This window comes from Shewanella sp. SM20, from assembly GCF_025654545.1.
Classification (GTDB): domain Bacteria; phylum Pseudomonadota; class Gammaproteobacteria; order Enterobacterales; family Shewanellaceae; genus Shewanella; species Shewanella oncorhynchi.
Map to the genome: position 1 here is coordinate 1 of NZ_JAKKRK010000061.1, position 16,985 is coordinate 16,985.

18 protein-coding genes are annotated in these 16,985 nt (G+C 44.3%); 1 reads left to right on the forward strand and 17 read right to left on the reverse strand.

Annotated elements, in window-relative coordinates; all coding sequences use genetic code 11:
* The 6 genes from L5M18_RS19755 to L5M18_RS19780 all read right to left on the reverse strand — a co-directional run.
* The coding region (locus tag L5M18_RS19755; protein ID WP_263148818.1) for a transposase at positions 1 to 174 on the reverse strand (174 nt) is incomplete at its 3' end.
* Between the two features lie 69 nt (positions 175 to 243).
* Positions 244 to 1,182 (reverse strand): hypothetical protein, encoded by a 939-nt coding sequence (locus L5M18_RS19760; protein WP_249195587.1) that lies wholly within the window; start codon positions 1,180 to 1,182, stop codon positions 244 to 246.
* A gap of 645 nt (positions 1,183 to 1,827) precedes the next feature.
* Positions 1,828 to 4,662 (reverse strand): ExeM/NucH family extracellular endonuclease, encoded by a 2,835-nt coding sequence (locus L5M18_RS19765; RefSeq protein WP_263198351.1) that lies wholly within the window; start codon positions 4,660 to 4,662, stop codon positions 1,828 to 1,830.
* Positions 4,663 to 4,945: 283 nt separating this feature from the next.
* Entirely contained in the window at positions 4,946 to 5,461 is a 516-nt protein-coding gene (locus tag L5M18_RS19770) for a GDYXXLXY domain-containing protein (protein ID WP_113938736.1), read from the reverse strand.
* Positions 5,461 to 6,624 carry a DUF4401 domain-containing protein gene (locus tag L5M18_RS19775; RefSeq protein WP_263198352.1) on the reverse strand — a complete coding sequence of 388 codons (1,164 nt, stop codon included), beginning with the start codon at positions 6,622 to 6,624 and terminating at the stop codon, positions 5,461 to 5,463. Before L5M18_RS19775 ends, L5M18_RS19770 begins: the two co-directional genes overlap by 1 nt.
* On the reverse strand, positions 6,611 to 7,708 hold the full coding sequence (locus tag L5M18_RS19780) for a DUF2157 domain-containing protein (protein WP_263198353.1): 1,098 nt from the start codon (positions 7,706 to 7,708) through the stop codon (positions 6,611 to 6,613). Before L5M18_RS19780 ends, L5M18_RS19775 begins: the two co-directional genes overlap by 14 nt.
* A 137-nt stretch (positions 7,709 to 7,845) precedes the next feature.
* On the opposite strand from L5M18_RS19780, the gene L5M18_RS19785 reads away from it, so the two are divergent.
* The gene (locus L5M18_RS19785) at positions 7,846 to 8,661 is read left to right on the forward strand and encodes a substrate-binding periplasmic protein (RefSeq protein ID WP_263198354.1); all 816 of its coding nucleotides are present in this window, start codon (positions 7,846 to 7,848) and stop codon (positions 8,659 to 8,661) included.
* A 67-nt stretch (positions 8,662 to 8,728) separates the two neighbouring features.
* Here the strand turns inward: L5M18_RS19785 and L5M18_RS19790 are convergent, their stop codons facing one another.
* From L5M18_RS19790 to pnuC, 11 genes are all read right to left on the reverse strand, one after another.
* A complete protein-coding gene (locus tag L5M18_RS19790; RefSeq protein ID WP_105252761.1) occupies positions 8,729 to 9,124 on the reverse strand; it encodes a hypothetical protein in 396 nt (131 codons plus the stop codon).
* A gap of 328 nt (positions 9,125 to 9,452) precedes the next feature.
* Positions 9,453 to 9,857: a hypothetical protein gene (locus L5M18_RS19795; protein ID WP_105252762.1), complete on the reverse strand. Its 405-nt coding sequence runs from the start codon at positions 9,855 to 9,857 to the stop codon at positions 9,453 to 9,455.
* 32 nt (positions 9,858 to 9,889) lie between these two features.
* Entirely contained in the window at positions 9,890 to 10,354 is a 465-nt protein-coding gene (locus L5M18_RS19800; protein WP_028760288.1) for a GNAT family N-acetyltransferase, read from the reverse strand.
* Positions 10,355 to 10,373: 19 nt separating this feature from the next.
* The gene (locus L5M18_RS19805) at positions 10,374 to 10,979 is read right to left on the reverse strand and encodes a GNAT family N-acetyltransferase (RefSeq protein ID WP_263198356.1); all 606 of its coding nucleotides are present in this window, start codon (positions 10,977 to 10,979) and stop codon (positions 10,374 to 10,376) included.
* A gap of 405 nt (positions 10,980 to 11,384) precedes the next feature.
* Positions 11,385 to 12,008, reverse strand: a complete 624-nt coding sequence (locus L5M18_RS19810; RefSeq protein ID WP_263198358.1) for a 2OG-Fe(II) oxygenase — start codon at positions 12,006 to 12,008, stop codon at positions 11,385 to 11,387.
* Between the two features lie 192 nt (positions 12,009 to 12,200).
* On the reverse strand, positions 12,201 to 12,698 hold the full coding sequence (locus L5M18_RS19815) for a GNAT family N-acetyltransferase (RefSeq protein WP_263198359.1): 498 nt from the start codon (positions 12,696 to 12,698) through the stop codon (positions 12,201 to 12,203).
* A 30-nt stretch (positions 12,699 to 12,728) separates the two neighbouring features.
* Positions 12,729 to 13,277 (reverse strand): NAD(P)H nitroreductase, encoded by a 549-nt coding sequence (locus tag L5M18_RS19820; protein ID WP_263138254.1) that lies wholly within the window; start codon positions 13,275 to 13,277, stop codon positions 12,729 to 12,731.
* Between the two features lie 185 nt (positions 13,278 to 13,462).
* On the reverse strand, positions 13,463 to 14,056 hold the full coding sequence (locus L5M18_RS19825) for a DoxX family protein (protein WP_263198361.1): 594 nt from the start codon (positions 14,054 to 14,056) through the stop codon (positions 13,463 to 13,465).
* A gap of 83 nt (positions 14,057 to 14,139) precedes the next feature.
* Complete coding sequence (locus L5M18_RS19830) at positions 14,140 to 14,997, reverse strand: DUF6279 family lipoprotein (protein ID WP_263198363.1); 858 nt, start codon at positions 14,995 to 14,997, stop codon at positions 14,140 to 14,142.
* A 192-nt stretch (positions 14,998 to 15,189) separates the two neighbouring features.
* Positions 15,190 to 16,302 carry a phosphotransferase gene (locus L5M18_RS19835; protein ID WP_263198365.1) on the reverse strand — a complete coding sequence of 371 codons (1,113 nt, stop codon included), beginning with the start codon at positions 16,300 to 16,302 and terminating at the stop codon, positions 15,190 to 15,192.
* Positions 16,302 to 16,955 carry a nicotinamide riboside transporter PnuC gene (gene pnuC / locus L5M18_RS19840; protein WP_028760296.1) on the reverse strand — a complete coding sequence of 218 codons (654 nt, stop codon included), beginning with the start codon at positions 16,953 to 16,955 and terminating at the stop codon, positions 16,302 to 16,304. Before pnuC ends, L5M18_RS19835 begins: the two co-directional genes overlap by 1 nt.
* Between the last annotated feature and the right edge of the window lie 30 nt (positions 16,956 to 16,985).

A 16,985-nucleotide genomic window follows, 5' to 3' on the forward strand; every position in this document is an offset into this window, starting at 1 on the left:
TGGTGTGCCACCCTGGCGTTCTAGTTTTAACTGTCTCACCCATTTATCCATAGTGGACTTACCTACGTTCATCGCCTTTGCAGCTTCGATGATGCTATGGTTTTTATCGAGGACTAATTGGGCTGCTTCAAGTTTGAATTCAGCACTAAATGTTTTTCTGGTTGTCGATCTCATGTGTTCACCTAAAGTCATCTACGAGGTAATAATATCACCTCTATTTAGGTGGCCAAAATTAGTGTGCCACTACAGCTCAATCGTTTTTTGCAATCGCTTAATACTACCAAGGTTTTTGGGATCTCCACCTAATTGCGAAATCACATCGCCCAACGCTTCATTATCAAACGACTCAAGGTATATCTTATTAAGCGTATCCGCTACGTGTCTTCGTTCTTTTTCAGTGTCTACAACAGGCGTGTTAAAAGACACTGAAAGATCAAACACCTCACTATCTAGGTGGGCTATTTTTATACCAAATTTATTGAAGCAGGCTTCCAGAAACGTTGAGCGACTTTTAAATAATGCATCTTCTTTAGATAAGTCGGTAAAAATACATTCTATTTGCCCATCGTAAAATTCTGAACCTATAGAGTGATCTGATGCGATATTTTCAGAGCGGAGATAATATTGTTCAGCATCAGGAAGGCGAGCAATGTCGCCCAGCCACATAACAACCTTACCGTTTTTATTAATGCCAAATGGCATTGAAAAATCATCACCTCTCCGTATCTGTCCATATGTGGTTGAAGCAAAGCTTAATCGATAAGTTGGGGATGAATCATATTTTAAAAGTACTTCTCGATTAAAAAATACTGGTGTAAGAAAACCTTCATCCCATGGCCGCTTAAGTCCAGGAATATATTTATAGTCGTCTGAATCGTAAATGAATGGAGCAACACCAAAACCGAAATCTTGGTTTGTTTTATTACGTGTAACAGTCACCTTGTTACTAGATTTTTTAAATGCCTGCTCATGCAAATAGATCACTGCGAACTTAGAATCATCAGGAAATAAGCTTTTGTCACATAATCCACAGTAGAGCATCGGAAGCCCCTTTATTTCAATATCCACACCTGTAACAAGTTCATGGAAATCAGAAAAAACAAGATCTAAATGACCTTGGCATGCATCACAATAAAGTCTCTGAATATGCCCTTGTTCGGGAAAGAAATCGGTAATTTCCAAACTCACTCCTTAAGCACTTAACGTCTTAGTATTTATGCTCTGCGCTGTTTGCAGAATATAAATCGCTTGTTGGATTTAGCAGCTGCCACATCCATGTCAATTGGTACAAATGATGCTATAGGAATTTGCTTTTTTTCGGTAGCGTTTTATATACAGTTTGATGGGTAATAACTTGATATTGTTTTAGCTTTCTCATTTTTACATGCTCACGTCAGACTAATTATCGACCTTGAATAACAGCATTCAGGCTAACACTCATACCACATTTTCTCATAGGCGAAGGTAATTGATAAGGCTAGAGCTCTGTAACATTACTAAAATTGGGCCATTATACAGATGTTGAAGTGAGCTAGATGCCACATTGCTAACGAGCAATGGGGCAATAGCTTTTTAGCTAAACGAACAGCAGAAGGGTTAGTTAAGATTGGCATTGTTGCACCTGTAACCTTCTAAAACAGGGATATTTTATTAGAGCCCTCAGGGAGGCTTCTTGTTAAATAAAGAGGTGACGAGTCACTGGGGAAACAATGACAATTGATGCGTCACAGCAACTGACGACAAAGTTATCTTGCTTTTAGGCAAAAACAAAAGCCCGCGGCTGCGGGCTTTGAATCACTTAAGAATCAACGGAATAAAAAGACTGGCTTAACGATACGTCAGCGTCGTAGTATCCGTTAACTTGTCGTTATCTTTAACGGTCAGTTCAACTGTGTGTTGTCCACGGCGGGCAAGGCGTAATACCACTTGACCGTTAGCGCGAGTGCCATTGTCGAACGTCCATTTATGTTGCTTGATTACGCCATCGGTATCAAAGCTAGTCGAAATAAACATATCGACAACACCGAGATTGATACGCTGAATTTGCGCAACGGGTGGTTGTTTCATATTATCAGCAACCACTGTCACCATTTGCGACGTGCTATGGGTTAGGCCGTCATTATCAGTCACAGTTAGCGTGACCAGATACTCGCCGCTTTGGTTGTAACTGTGAGTCACTACCTCACCCACTGCCACTGTGTTATCACCAAAGCTCCACTCGGCAGACACGATTTGTCCATCGCTGTCACTTGAAGTAGATGTCAGTTGCACTGCAGCGCCATTCACCACTTGAGTGAAACTGGCCACTGGCGCGACTTTTTCCGCTTCAAGTAAGAGTGAAATCACCACAGGATCGTGATCCGATGAGCGGTAAGCATCACTTGCGAATAAGTCTTGGATTTGAGCGGGCGTCTTAAACTCTTCGTTGTAATCCAATACACGTGGTTCGTCGGTATTGATATGCCACTGCGTCACATCCACCACTTTATCCAACAGGGCAGCGTTTGCTAAAGCATGATCCAACTGACCCGATTCAGCCGAGAACACATAGGAATAAGGATTTGGCTTTTCAAGTTTGGCAAACAGCTCACTAAAGCCCGCGTTACCTAACGCCGTTAATGGATCTTCCTTCGCATAGGCGTTCAAATCACCGATCAGCAGTACGCCTTGATCTGGATATTGCTCGCTAATCCATTGACCTGCAGCCGTCGCAGCACGGGTACGAGTGATATTACAGTTGCCTTGACCGTCGTTAAGATCAGGTTCGCCCGCACATTCACTGCCTTTAGATTTAAGGTGATTAACCGCAACAACCACGCCCTCTTCACTGCCGTTCACGCTAAAGGCTTGCGTCAGCATTGGACGGTTTTTGCTATCGTCAAACAGGGGCTGTTGATCGCTATCTAATGGCGAATTTACACTAGATAGAATACGTGCAGCGCCCTGCGGCGTGACTTTATCACTGCGATAAATCAAGCCGACTGTGATGGCATCGGTGCCAATCGCATTCATGCCTGTTGGCGCGATATAAGCGTAACGCGCTTCACCCACAGCAGCATTCAAACCTGCGACTAAATCAGCAATGGCTGAATTGGCGCCAAAGCCATCGTTTTCAATTTCCATCAAACCAAATACATCGGCACTAATGCCCACCATGGCGCTGACAATCTTCGCCTTTTGACGCTCAAATTCGCTTAAGGTATTGGCACCACGGGCGGTTGGGAAACCTGCGCCTTGGCCGTCGCCATTGAAGTAGTTAAGCACGTTAAAGCTAGCGACTTTTAAATTACCACCTTCATTCAATGTGGGCGCAACAGGGCGTGGGTTTTCCGCCACAAAGTTCACCGTTTCGATTGGCATAATGCGATACAGATTAAAGCCATAGTGCATTACACCCGTAAGCGATGTGGCTTTATCGCCTACACGCACTGTGTTTGATGCGCTCAAACCAGGAGCGGGGAATTGCACAGGATCAGGATTCTGCGCCGTTAAACCGTCATCCAATAAAATACTGTCACGTTGGTTGGCTGCGCTCACCGCCAGCGCATCCGCGCCCGGCGCAGCCACCTGCGTACCAATAAAGTGGCGCTGACTGCCTAATGAAATCTCGCCATAACGGCCTAGGTTATAGACTTCATTCACCACTAAATCTTGGCTAAAACGAACACGCATGCCCTCAAAGGGCTCAAAATCATCACTGCTGTTAACAGGTAAGGTCACTAGCGCGGCCGTTGGTAACGTTTGTCCTGTGGCACACAACTTGTGATCAGATAAAGTCGTTAGTTCAGTTAAGCCTTGATATTCAGTGACTTTGGCTTTTAAACGAATACGATCGCCTGCCACATAAGCTGTGGGCGCAGTGCCGGTATACACAAACACCCCTTCCGAGGTTTGGGGATCGCTATCGGCTTCGTTATCAGCCATTTGCACGAAAATGCCCTTAAGACCGGCTTCTTGATTACTGACGACAACCGCCTCAACCACCAAAATTTGACCATTGAGAGGGCTGGCAGCGCCCGCGCCTTGAAGCGCATGAATTGCTGTGGCCTCTTCGCCGCACACTAAAGAGCTTGGTGGAGGGTCGACGGGATCGGTTGGCGTACCCGCACTGAACTTACCAAGATCAGAAACATCGTCCTTCGCAAAACCTAGCCAAGTGCTAAAGCTTACTGCATCAGTACTGATAGGATCGGCAATCAGCAGATCAGGATTACGGCGCAGGGTATTATCTTGAGTGGAGAGATCACCACTGCCCCACTCGGCACCGGGATCAACACCGACTTGGCCTAAACTATCAATGACTTGATTTTGATAGGTCAGTTCAATCGCATCGTCGCCGTTAAAGAAGCTGGCGCTACTCTGTTGATTTGTGACCGCAAGGATATCGGCAGAAGAGTCATTATCGGCAACCACATAAGTCGCCCCCGCCGCTAATGAGCCAGTGAGCGCAATGGTCGTGCCGACGTTTGTGCTGCCATTAAAATAGAAGCGCAATTGATATTGGCTTAAATCAATAGCGCCCGCGGTTGGGTTATACAGTTCGATAGCTTTATTATTGCTGCTGCCTTCGACGTATTCAGAAATGATCAAATTATCCGCGCCATGGGCAAGCCCACAAACGCTGCTGATGGCTAACGCCAGCACAGTTTTAGTGTTAAACATTGAGACCCCTAAATGTATTGTTTTAATATTTGGTATTTAATTGATGCGCTTAGATGCTTCAAGGTGATATCACCTCGAAGACTGACGATACTATAGGCGGTCAAGGTTACAAATTGGTTGCATCAAAGTTGCAACTTAAGGTGGATATTATTCGTGCAATTTAGCGATCAGAACTAGGAAGAAAGCAGTACGGGAGATGCTGGCCGCACTACACAGTGCGGCCAGAGATAAATCGAGGTTAATCAATTAAGCAGAACAAATGGATGGCAATCCTGACATAGGGTTATAAGGGCTGAAGCTTTTCATCGAGTAAACTGACGAGCAGTAACTCACCTTGCAAATTCACTCTAAACTCACCGTATTTAGCTGCACTAAAATGATCGGCTTGTCCTTCTTCAAAGAAAAAGCTGTTCGATGCGAGCTTAATTTGATTACCACGGACACGAAACTGCACTCGTAGTTGATCTTTACCGAGTGCTTGGTCGGTATAAAAGTCGACAAAACGCGCCACTTTTTGCCCATCGACAGCCAGCAATAACTGCCCCTGCATTTGTTGCGGCGCTAAGGCGCTACGCACATCGCGCGCAATGGCATATTCAAGCGCCATGTAATCACCCTGCATTAATGAGCGCGGATCGACCGGTGCTAATGCAAAACGCACCACTTGACCGTGATTAAGCAGTTGTTCGAATTTGAAAATTCGCCAATTCACGCCAGCGAGAATCGTCACTGTTGTGAATAATACGAGTCCAAGCGCCCATTTATGTGAAGCCGACAGTTTTCCCATCACATTGCCCATCACACAGTCTCCTTGGCATTTTCATTGGCAGGAAATAACCGCCACATCACTAACCTTGCCACCAACAGCAAGGCGCCTAAGCCCATCAAATAACCAGATTTAAGTAACAGAGTCGTCTCTAGGGAATAATAATACCCGCTGACAAATAACAGCGCCGACACCATTCCCATACCTTTCAACCAAGACTCGTTGCAATAATGGCCAAGCAAGATCAATAGAATAGCTGTTGATAAACCCTGCATAGGTAAGGATAAACCGCTAACGATGACTAAACCGATAACACACCCTAGCGCCGCTGGTGAGCTTAGTGATTGATGGCGCTCGCGCAAGATTGTCACCAATAAAAATCCGCAAATAGCGAAAATAATCAACAGATGAGTCAGTGTCAGCCACAGGCTTTGCTGCCAAGGGCTAAATAAGGCTTCAAAAATACTGTCCATACTAAAAGCGTGCATCAACTGCAACGAAAGCAACGCGAGTGCGAAACCATAGATGAGCATCCGAGCCCTGCGATAATGACGCCCGAACTGATTGATATTTAATAACACTAGACTAATGACTACGGCAAAAAGGCTTGGGCTAAAATTGAGCAGTTCAAATTTTGCCATCAGGCCAATCACGCACCAACTTAAGCAAAAAACGAATACAAACTGGGCTAGCCCATGAGCAATCAAGCCCCACAATAACAATGTAATACCCGCCATACAGAGATACCATGTGAGGCTAAAATCATTGTTAATTAAATCAAATAATCCCCATGCCACACTGATCAAACCACTCAAACAGGCGGCAAAAGCAAATTGTTCAATAAAAATCTGTTGCCGCGGTAAAAAATACAGCCCAATCCCCAAGGCTAAATAAGTTAAGCCAATAAATAAAATGACATCTTCTTCAACATGCTCAAAAATGGCACCAAACACTGCCATCATGAAGCTCAATAAAAACAACGCCGCTATCCAAGCAGCAAACGCCTGCATAGTGCCAATATACCAAGGGATATCATGGTCTTCTGGCATTTGAGCTGCACTAACATTGCCTTCGGCATACAAAGCTTGCCAGTGTTTGATTAGACTTAATTCACTCGAAGCGTCGATTGACGTAACACTATCAGTGCAGGGTCGAGTGATCATTTCGCTATCCTGTAAACCATTATTGTTGCTCATGAACATCTCCCACGCCCACGCTCCCTTGGGTGGCGATTCTTACAAACTGTGGTTTAAGTTTCCGGCTTAGCTCCCTCAACCAAATACTCAAACCTGTGCTTGCCAAAATGATATAAAGCCCAATAAACAAAAATCCACCTATGGGGTCATTATCCTCAAACATCAGCTTTATCAGTAACGCGGCGCCTACGGCAATCAGGCTAAAACCGCCCAAGGCCAAGGGATATATGCGTGGTAATCTATAACGAAAAATAACGAATCCGAATATCAGATGGGCAAAATAACCACAGAAGATCCCAGTGCTGAAGCTATCACGTTCAAGGAAATCGTCGAAAATAAGCCAAGTGATTAACCAAGTAAAACAACCCATAGCAAACAATGAACAGGCATATTCAAGGATTGGCGCATGCCAGCGCCCCGCGACTTTGTGGTCTAAAAGTACAAAAGCATAATAGATAACTAAATTCAAACAGATAAAGATCAGCAATTGTCCTTGAGCGCCCCAAAATAATCCCCAGAAATGGGAAAAGGAATCCAGAAATATCCCTATGCTGAGGTTTAGCAATCCCACCAGCAACAGCCACAAACCATCAAATCCCGCCACCCAAGCAAAGGGTAAGATAACAAATGCCCATAGCGCGAATAACTGCCAAGGATCGGCGCCCGTTTGATAGGTTTGCCCAACTAACGCTAATAAGCCACCGACTAACACACTTGCGGCCAGTAGCACGCCATTGGCGGTCGTCGCACCAAAAGTGCTGTCTTTACGATAAGGGCTAACGGGGGAATAAATGTTGACACGATAATAGAGCCAAGCAAATGCGCTGATAGCAAGTATTATAGCCACTTCAATCAGTCCAAATTTGGCAAATCGCCCCAAAGATTGCCAATTATAAGCAAAGAAAAAAATCACCCCACAGGCAAAACTTAACGCACCGAACCAGAGTAATAAATGAGCGATTAAGCGACGCCAACTCGACCCATCCGGCAAGACTGTCACCTGTCGATAAAGCTTATTCGCTTGCTCTTGCGTGATATGTTCCTGTTCAACCCAACCACACACTTGAGATTTTATCTTGCTCAATGTGAAATCTCCCTCATCCTGTTTGCGCTAGCTTACTATGACAGATTTAAAATTCGCACTTTATCGACAGCATTGAACAAATTAAATTGTGTATACTTGTAAAAAATCATTCATGCTAAAAATAACAAGGGGTGACTATGATATTGAGCCAGTTGTGTCGCCTACTCTTTTGTTTAGCCTTAAGCATTAGCGCATTTACCACGGCTATCGCCCAAGATAAAGTTCAGTCGCCAGCGATTCCCAAGTCAATTCCGACAATTCATGTCGGTGGTTATCAATTTGCTCCCTATGTCCATCAACAACAAGACGGCCGTTACACAGGTCTCACACTCGATATCATTAATGCATTAAATCAAGTACAACAAGAAGTGGTCTTTAAATTTGCCGTCACCAGTATTGAGCACAGATATAAAGCCTATTCCTTAGGTCGCTTCGACATAATGCTCTTTGAGAATCCCGCTTGGGGATGGCAAAAAATAGCGACTCAGTTTATTCCGCTACATATGATAGATGGTGAAGTCTTTATTGCACTTAAAACTAAAGCTCATAACCAAAGCTATTTCAAAAACTTAACCAACAAGTCAATTGCGTTCATCAAAGGATATCACTACCAGTTTGCCCACTTTGAAACCGATGCGAATACGCTGGCAAAGCAATTTCGTCCCTTGTTCGTCAGTCACAATAACGCCTCTATCGAAAGCATTCTGCGTGAACGCGCCGACCTAGCGCCCGTGACGAACTCTTACCTACAGTATTATTTAAAGGTTCATCCAGAAGAGAGAAAATTACTTTTAATATCAGATGAATGGGACCAAAAATACGCTAATGGCATTTTACTCAACCCCAGTTCACAGCTCGATAGCAAAAGGCTCTCACACTGGATTGAACTGCTCATCAATAATGGTAAACTCGCTGAACTCGCCGCCCAATACGGTATTCAATTAACCCCATAATTCGCTGTTTATTTTTTCAAACTCTGACGCTTCAATCGCGATGATTTATCAAGCTATCATGAGCAATTTACGCGGCAGACAAGAGTGGCCCTAGCATAGCCAAAATACCAATGAGTAAGAAAATCAGCGCTTGCACTATGATCATCTGGCCACTATTCGGTGGACTCAGAGTGGCAATATAAAACTGCCAAATCGCAAAGATCCCATAGTTCATCCCGAGGAATAACAACAGGCTAAAGGCATACATCCCAGGGATAACCTTTAGTGCACAGGCTAAAAGTGCAGCCGTAGAAACCACAAAAAATACCGATTGGCAGTGAAATAAGCACAGTAGCATTTGCTTGCTTTGCTGTGACACATTCGCCTTCAAGAGTGGCGCTAATAAAACCCGCTTACCATAGATTAAATGGTAGCCACAGACTCCAGCACTCAAAACAGTCGCTGCCATTATTGTTAATACCATAGTGCTCCCATTTAGTACTCATATTTGATTATCTTTGAATATCGTAAACTGAACTAAGAATTTAAAACTGAGGAGAATTTAAACCCAAGGCTTAAATACTTGACCATGTAACTAGGACCCTAAAAACTGCGGTTGAGTTTCAGCCGAGCGAAAATAAGCAACTTTGTTCTCAACCCCTAAGCCAAACAGGCCTAAAATCTATGGGGAAACCGACTCAATATGAATGACCCCATCAGCTCCTTAGTGCTTGTACTTTAACGCAAAAAAGGAGCCATCAGGCTCCTTCTCTTCACAATCCGTAAACGATTACCCTGACTAAAACCTACGATTACATAGTTGCCATAGTCCAATAATTTAAACGCTTTTGTGGATCGGCTAACAGGTTTTTACATTCTTCTTTATATTTACCCATTAACGCACCTAAGTTGCTTGACCCACCTAAGCTTTCGATTTGACGGGCTTTAGCATCGGCAACCGCTTGAGTGACCTCTGCTTCAGAGCTGTATTTCTTAGCTAAATTCTCAGACTCAATTTTAGAACTTTTTAAACGCTCACCCACGGCCTGCATTTGCGGTGCATTCATCGCGCCAATGGCTTCTGAGCTAATTTGATAGTAAGCGGCACATTCAATGGCTTCTTTACTAAACGCTTTTTCTGCTTCATCAGCCCAAACTGCAGTACTGGCACTTAAGACTAAACCACCTAATACTAACGTTTTTACCTGAGTTAACATGTTACTTTTCCTTTTAATCGCCATAAATAAACCTACTCAAGCCCTCGGTGGAGCTCAAGTTCGTAGATATAAAAATCTTGGTTACGCACAAAGCCTAAACCTTCATACAAGCCCTGCGCGCGCTGGTTTTTTTGCTGTGTTTCTAACATCAAATAACTCATATTATGCGCTTTGGCATAACTGGCGGCCTGTAGCACTAACGCCCGCCCAATACCGACACATCGGGCATGTTGAGTCACATACACATCATTGAGGATCAACATAGGGGCCAAACGTAACGATGAAAAACTGGGATACATTTGAACAAAACCTAATCCAAGCCCTTGATTATCTTTGGCTATAAATATCACCGATGAGCCATCTGACACTCTTGAATGAATAAACTGCTCCGCAGCCGCGAGATCATCCCTACGCCCATAAAACTGTCGGTACTCATTGAATAACACTGCAACCTCATGGACATGAGTCACATCTACTCGAGTTATGATGCTTGCCATGGGCTTTTCCTATTTATCATTAGAGTGTTAGCGGTCGTTGTCGCAATCGAAATTGCAGACTGTTTTTTACCGTTGACCACTCGGTATCAATAATGGAATACACCACGGTATCGCGGATAGTGCCGTCCTTAAGAATCTTATGATTTCGCAATACACCATCTTGCTTAGCGCCCAGTCTTGCAATAGCTTGTCTCGAAGCTTGGTTATGCCAATGAGTACGAAACTCAACGGCAATGGCGTCTAAGGTTTCAAAAGCAAAGGTCAATAACAGCAGTTTAGCTTCAGTATTAATCCCAGTGCGCTGGGCACGTTTAGCATACCAAGTGTATCCAATCTCAAGACGGCGATTATCAGACTCCCAGTTGCAAATTCGCGTGCATCCGACGATTTCCCCTGACACTCTATCCCGCACCGCAAAGGGAAAACTCAGGCCCCGCGCTTTTTCTTCGAGCGCTTTAGCCACATAGAGCTTCATCTCAGTTGGCTCAGGGACACTGGTAAACCATAAACGCCAAAGTTGACCATCTGTGACGGCTAGACTCAATGCCGCCACATGGGACAAAGATAATGGCTCAAGTACAATATGCTCACCACTTAAACAACCTAAGTTATCTTCACAGCCCACAGTATCGCCTCCGTTAGATGATATAAAAGTGTGTTGTAGCGCACGTTTTTATCTAGCCTAACATTAAACGAGAATAAAAAAATACCCTATTTTCAGCATGATTGGACAAATTCATTCCATTTTCGGCGGCTTAGATTACCTAAAGCTTAAGAGTGTAAAAAAAATTGAAAAAATGAGTAGAAGGCAGTTAAAACAGGTTGGAATAAATACTGCTGCGGAAGAACACGCCGTGATATGGCCAATCAATATCCGAGAAATAGCCAATGACATTGCGCAGTCGCGATAAGTGATTGGTGATTGGTGATTGATGATGACGATGACCAAAAGCGACAATCGAGAGCAAAAACACCTAAACCAGTGGGCAGCATTTAGGCGTTTGTTATCAGGTGAAGTTAAAAGCTAAAGTTAAAAGCCATGCACGCTGTTACTGACCCTAAACCAGCCCGCAATGCTATTACGCTGGGCCAAGGTTTTAGTCACTTCATGGGGAAAACGCTCACTGAGGAAAATCACAAAATGGCCCATTTTAGGCGCGATGCGCTCAATCTCAATATCGGCTTCATCATAGATAATCAACTCACCACAATCTGCCGCTTTCCAGTCAGGATTTAAGAAAAACACTGTGGTTAAAATACGATTTTGGCTGCCCTTAAGTGCATCAACATGTTTTTTATAAAAGGCCCCAGGCTGATATACCGCATAGTGGCTTTCATAATCGAATAAGCCCATAAACAAGCGACGATTCAAGCCATTTTTGAGTTGTGTCATCAACTCAAGATACTGGGCATCGGGCTCATTTTGCTCTTCTAGCCACTGTATTCTGTCACGGCGAATGTCTGGATTTAAGTGCTGTTCAGAACCTCGACCAATAGAGGCAGCTTTTAATTCATATATTTCAGTTGATTGAATTTTTTCCAATAGTACTTGGCTAATACAGTAAGGAACTAAGTCAGATAAAAAGATATAGCCTTTGTCTACCAAGGCATCAGCGATCACGTCCAGCATTGCTTCACTTAATTGCGAAACCATTATGCTACATCCAAAAAAGGCTACGCTTTTGCTGTACTCAAGGGCTCAAGGAGGGATTAAGTGAGCCTGATTTTCGAGGGGCGTCGATAAGAGATATGATTGCCATATCTCAACGATAAATTTTGCGAAATTCTAGAATAAAGAAGACGGAATTACAATAAAATAAAAACCTATATAAACAACACGTTAACGTTAACTAAACAATTCAACAGGCGCATCATCTGGGCTGAGCTGCAAACAACGCTCAAAGTGTAATCCAAGTTTGTTCAGCAAAGCTTTTGAAGCACTATTATGACGGCTAACAATCGCGACAATACGCTCAATACCTAAACTTTTACCTAAGTCAAAAGCGGCTTTCGCGGCTTCGAATGCATAGCCCTTGCCCCAATATTGCGGCAAAAAAGCATAACCTATATCGACATTGTCCAGTGTCGGCCGTTTAATTAAACCGCAGATGCCAATGGTGAATCCATTCTCGGCGAGCACTACAGCATAAAAACCAAAGCCGCACTCGGCATAACTTTTCATCGGTCCATTGACGATATAATCCTTAGCCTGCACAAGTGTGCGTACTCCTCTATCCCCGATATTCTCTATAAAGCCTTGGCTGTTGAGCAAGACTAACATAAAAGAAGCGTCGGCTGGGGTTAACTGCCGCAGGATGAGTCTAGGAGTACGCGCAACTTGCATAGAATTTCTCCACTAAAAATAGAGGCGGATTTATAAATAACGGACGTACTGACTGCCGTCCTTTTGCGGTTTCTTGGGAGCAGTAACGGCTGGCGTACCCACATACAAAAAGCCGACGATTTGATCGTGTGGCTCAAGACCTAAAGCAACATTTACATTCGCATCAAAGGCAAAATCCCCTGTACGCCACACGGCACCTAAACCTAAGGCGAAGGCAGCCTGCTGCATCGCCATGGTCGCACAACCCGCTGCAATAAGCTGTTCAAGTACGGGGACTTTGGGATGTTGCTGCGTTTTCGCCACGACAGTAATCACCATAGGCGCACGCATTGGCATGCCCTTAGCTTTATTGACAAAATCCTCGTCGGCGCCGCTCGCTTTCGCTGCCTCAACAAAGATATCTGCCAAGGTATCTAACCCTTTTCCTACGGAAATAATAAATTCCCATGGTGCTAGGGCGCCATGATCTGGCACACGAATGGCAGCATCTAAGATGATTTTTAATTGACTCGCATCTGGAGCAGGAGCAGTTAATCGTGGAGTTGATTGGCGAGTGAGTAAAAGTTCAATAGCGTCCAAGTTCTTATCCTAGTTCGATATAAATTGCGCTCAAGCATAGCAAATTGCTGACAAAGAGGCATAAAAAAATCCCACCGCTTGAGTGGGATTTAACTTGTTGAGTGCACTTACCATCGAGTGGGCTTCAAAATTAAATGCGCTTGAAAATCCGATGCAGTTAACAATTGAGCCCGCTTGAGAAAGACTTACTTAATCCTACAGCGCTTAGCGATGAAATAATCTAGGCTAGTGTAACGACCACCGCCTAAGGTAAAAAGTGCCAACAACATAATAAAATAGGTGATCGCAAACTCAATACCATTATTAAGCACAGCAAAATTACCTGAACTGGTCAGCCAGTCATAGTTACCGTGCTCCTGCAATAACTCTTTGGCTTTTATCAGTTTATCCCCTGCCTCAAGCACTCTGTCATTCGCAAGCCAAGAACTACCATCGGCAATCGCTAACCAACCATTTGGCCAATGCACAGTGAATGCGGCGACCAACATAGTGACCATCAAAGGGATAGAAATCAGTCGCGTCGCGAGCCCAAGCAGTAATAAGATAGCGCCAAAGAACTCGGTTCCCGCCGCCAATCCTGCCATTACCGCCGGCATTGGCAGACCTAAGCCCCAATCGGGATTGGCAAACCAAGCAACCGTATCTTCAAAGTGAGCGAGCTTGTTATAGCCTGCTTGCATTAACACAGGTGCAAGGTAAATCCTAAGGGCTAATGGTGCTAAGCCTTCGAAATAGCGGCTCATATTGAGTAGTTTCTGATAAAGGGATACGAGTGGCATAAGGTCTCAATTAGTAGTAGTTAGTAGGCTGATTTATTGGCTTGCAGGAATAGACCCTAGCAAGGCAATAAATCTTTCATGGCCTAGGCTTCTTTTTCAATCGCTTCCTGATTCAGTTCCTTGAGATCTTGAATGAGTCCACCTAACTTTTTATAAAAATGCTTAGACTGCTGCTCCGATAAGCTCGCATTCATCGCCAACAGCAAAGTCCCAAATGCCTCAGTATTTTTACGTAAAAACACTTTATGTTGCTCTGACTTAAGCTCATCGGGCTGCGTCATCAGCAAGGTTAAACGCTCGGTTAATAATGCTTTATCAGCGCGCTGACCCAGTGCAACCTCAAACTGGCGTAACCATTCGTGCCTGTACTCAAGCCACATATCTAAGGTAGATAAACGCTGTTGATTATATTGGTTAATAAGTACTTTTTGCTCCGCAGTTACACTTCCAAGCCAATCATCAAATTGGGTTTGAAGGTTTTCATCGGCATCTTTTTGTAACTGTTCAGGGGTTTTTCCCGCAAATTCTTTAACGAGCTCCTGCTCTTCCTCCCGTAATTTTGTGAGGATCTGCTTCACCTGTTCATCGGACAAAGACATTATGATAGGTAGAAGCTCGGGCAAGGCGAACTCAAACAATCGAAACCAATGCCGCTTAGCAATATTCACATGATCTGCCCATAGCACTGGCGTTAACGTATTGGTTTTTATGAGGCCTTCGACTTCGGTCAATTGCACCACATAATGAGCTAACTCTTTGGATTGGTGCCAAATGACAAATTTTTCAATGAGGGCATCAAATGCCTTTTGCTGAGATTTATCTAAGGTAACATAATCCTCTTGCTCCCAGCCGATGGCCCAGTCGAGGAAATGGTAACTGAATTTAGTGGAGCAGGCGCTTAAGCCTAAGAGACACACAAGTAGCATCACGCCTTTTTTCATACTGAATAATCCATCCTAGAATTGTTGCTAATAAGACGCTTGAGACTATATAAAGTTGCTTTTTATATCAAACAAGTTTGTCTAATAAAGGTTTTCAGTATGTTCTACCCGCATGTCCCACCATAGCGCGGTCAATGCCATAAGGGAATGAGCCATTATCATCAGATGGAAACTAAGCACACGCAATAATGACTATTTGGGGGTGATCAGCGGCCAGAAGCAATCAAACCAAGCAAGGTAGTCGGCGCTACGACTGGGTTCTGTTTGCGCTGCCATCAATAATGCCCAGTAACAAGCAAATACCCAATACATGTCAATAGCGGCAGGCACTGCCGTTACGGCTTGTGCAGTAACATAAGGGTGTCCACTCAGATACTGTTTCACCAACACACTTTGCTGATAGGGCGTTAACGCATGGGTCGCTAACACTACAGCCAACTCACACAGTGGATGCGACGCCGTCGCATACTCAAAATCGATACAACACAAGCGGTTATTTTTAAGTAACAAATTATGGGGATTAAGATCGCGATGGCAAAACTGTGGCTTGATTATGCAGGCTGCTAACTCATCACACCAATGTTTGATTTCAATTTGAATTGCAAGCAGCTTAGCCATCCGCTCGTTCCAATCGTGAGTATTGCTATCACCAATATCACTACCCTGCTTCAATGACACAACACGCCTTAATACTGGCTCACTAAATGTTGCAGAAGCCTGATAGGCAAGCATTTGCTGGTGATATTCCTGCCACTGCTCAGTGATACTAATAGCATAAGGCCCTGTAGGCAGATCGCGTAATTGCAGCAATAACGCCAATAGCAAACAATGGGCTTGGTTGGGATGCGTTTCTTGTTCTGCTGCCGGATACTGTAAATAATTAAACGCCGATTGCCCCAGCACAAAATCAGCAGCACTCGTTTGGCGCTCTAACGCTGGCCAGTGAATTAAGCCTTCGTTTTCAATATCGTCACTTTCAATATAATCACTTTCAATAAAATCACTGAGGTAATAACGCTCATCTTCGCTCACCCACAACAGTTCAGGAGCAAGTTTAGCTTGAGCCAATTGCTGCCAGTAAAAACGCTCCTGCTGGCGGTTGCAAAAACTGTCCGCCGCATCCGCATTCACCCGCAGCACATAACTGCCTGTGGGCGTAGTGATTTTATAGTTGTGATTACTTAAGCCGCCCGCAAGCTCATGAATACTTAACACGTTAACTAGCCCTGCACTTTTGAGTATGGGGTAAAGTGCTTTGAATGGCTCGCCTGCTGAGCGCTGCATCGAGACGTTTATATCGAGCATTAACTGAGTAACTTCAAGGTATTAGCTTCACGGGCGTCGGCTAACGCGGTTCGCCACAGGAAATACCCCACGACCGCCAGACCCACATAAAGCACGAATAACAAGGATGTCAGCATCAAGCCTTTGCTGAGATAAAGGTAAATCGACACTATGTCGATAACTACCCAATAAAGCCAATTCTCAAGTACCTTTTTTGCCACTAAATAAGTCGTCATCACGGCGAAACAGGTTGTCGCCGCATCTAGATACGGGAATGCGGCTTGGGTATATGTCGCCATACCGTGACCAACCAAAAGCGAAATCACACCCGTCGCTGCGATCAACTTTAAATGGGTTTTCAATGGCCAAGTGGTCACTTTTACTCCTTGATGCTTATCACCACCTTGGGTCCAGAGCCAATATCCATAGAGCGCCATCGCCATGTAATAGACGTTAAGCACAGACTCCATCAGTAGCGACACCTTCCAAAACAACACAGTGTAAATGGCGGTACTGGCAAAGGCCGCCGCCCAGCACCACACACTGGCCTTCATCGCCAGCAGTAAATATGCCATCGCCAACAATACCGCGAGGGCTTCCCATACGGTCATCACATGGACTTCACCAAAGGCCGTATTAACGCTCTCGACCAAGGTTAACCATAAATCTGTCATAGTGTTGTTCTCATTGCCTATTTGTCGCTT

Coding starts and splice junctions, on each gene's coding strand:
- L5M18_RS19795 (WP_105252762.1), bottom strand. CDS start 9,857: ATGTTAACTCAGGTAAAAACGTTAGTATTAGGTGGTTTAGTCTTAAGT.
- L5M18_RS19770 (WP_113938736.1), bottom strand. CDS start 5,461: ATGGGCAATGTGATGGGAAAACTGTCGGCTTCACATAAATGGGCGCTT.
- L5M18_RS19775 (WP_263198352.1), bottom strand. CDS start 6,624: ATGAGCAACAATAATGGTTTACAGGATAGCGAAATGATCACTCGACCC.
- L5M18_RS19785 (WP_263198354.1), top strand. CDS start 7,846: ATGATATTGAGCCAGTTGTGTCGCCTACTCTTTTGTTTAGCCTTAAGC.
- L5M18_RS19830 (WP_263198363.1), bottom strand. CDS start 14,997: ATGAAAAAAGGCGTGATGCTACTTGTGTGTCTCTTAGGCTTAAGCGCC.
- L5M18_RS19810 (WP_263198358.1), bottom strand. CDS start 12,008: ATGGTTTCGCAATTAAGTGAAGCAATGCTGGACGTGATCGCTGATGCC.
- pnuC (WP_028760296.1), bottom strand. CDS start 16,955: ATGACAGATTTATGGTTAACCTTGGTCGAGAGCGTTAATACGGCCTTT.
- L5M18_RS19765 (WP_263198351.1), bottom strand. CDS start 4,662: ATGTTTAACACTAAAACTGTGCTGGCGTTAGCCATCAGCAGCGTTTGT.
- L5M18_RS19835 (WP_263198365.1), bottom strand. CDS start 16,302: ATGCTCGATATAAACGTCTCGATGCAGCGCTCAGCAGGCGAGCCATTC.
- L5M18_RS19825 (WP_263198361.1), bottom strand. CDS start 14,056: ATGCCACTCGTATCCCTTTATCAGAAACTACTCAATATGAGCCGCTAT.
- L5M18_RS19800 (WP_028760288.1), bottom strand. CDS start 10,354: ATGGCAAGCATCATAACTCGAGTAGATGTGACTCATGTCCATGAGGTT.
- L5M18_RS19790 (WP_105252761.1), bottom strand. CDS start 9,124: ATGGTATTAACAATAATGGCAGCGACTGTTTTGAGTGCTGGAGTCTGT.
- L5M18_RS19815 (WP_263198359.1), bottom strand. CDS start 12,698: ATGCAAGTTGCGCGTACTCCTAGACTCATCCTGCGGCAGTTAACCCCA.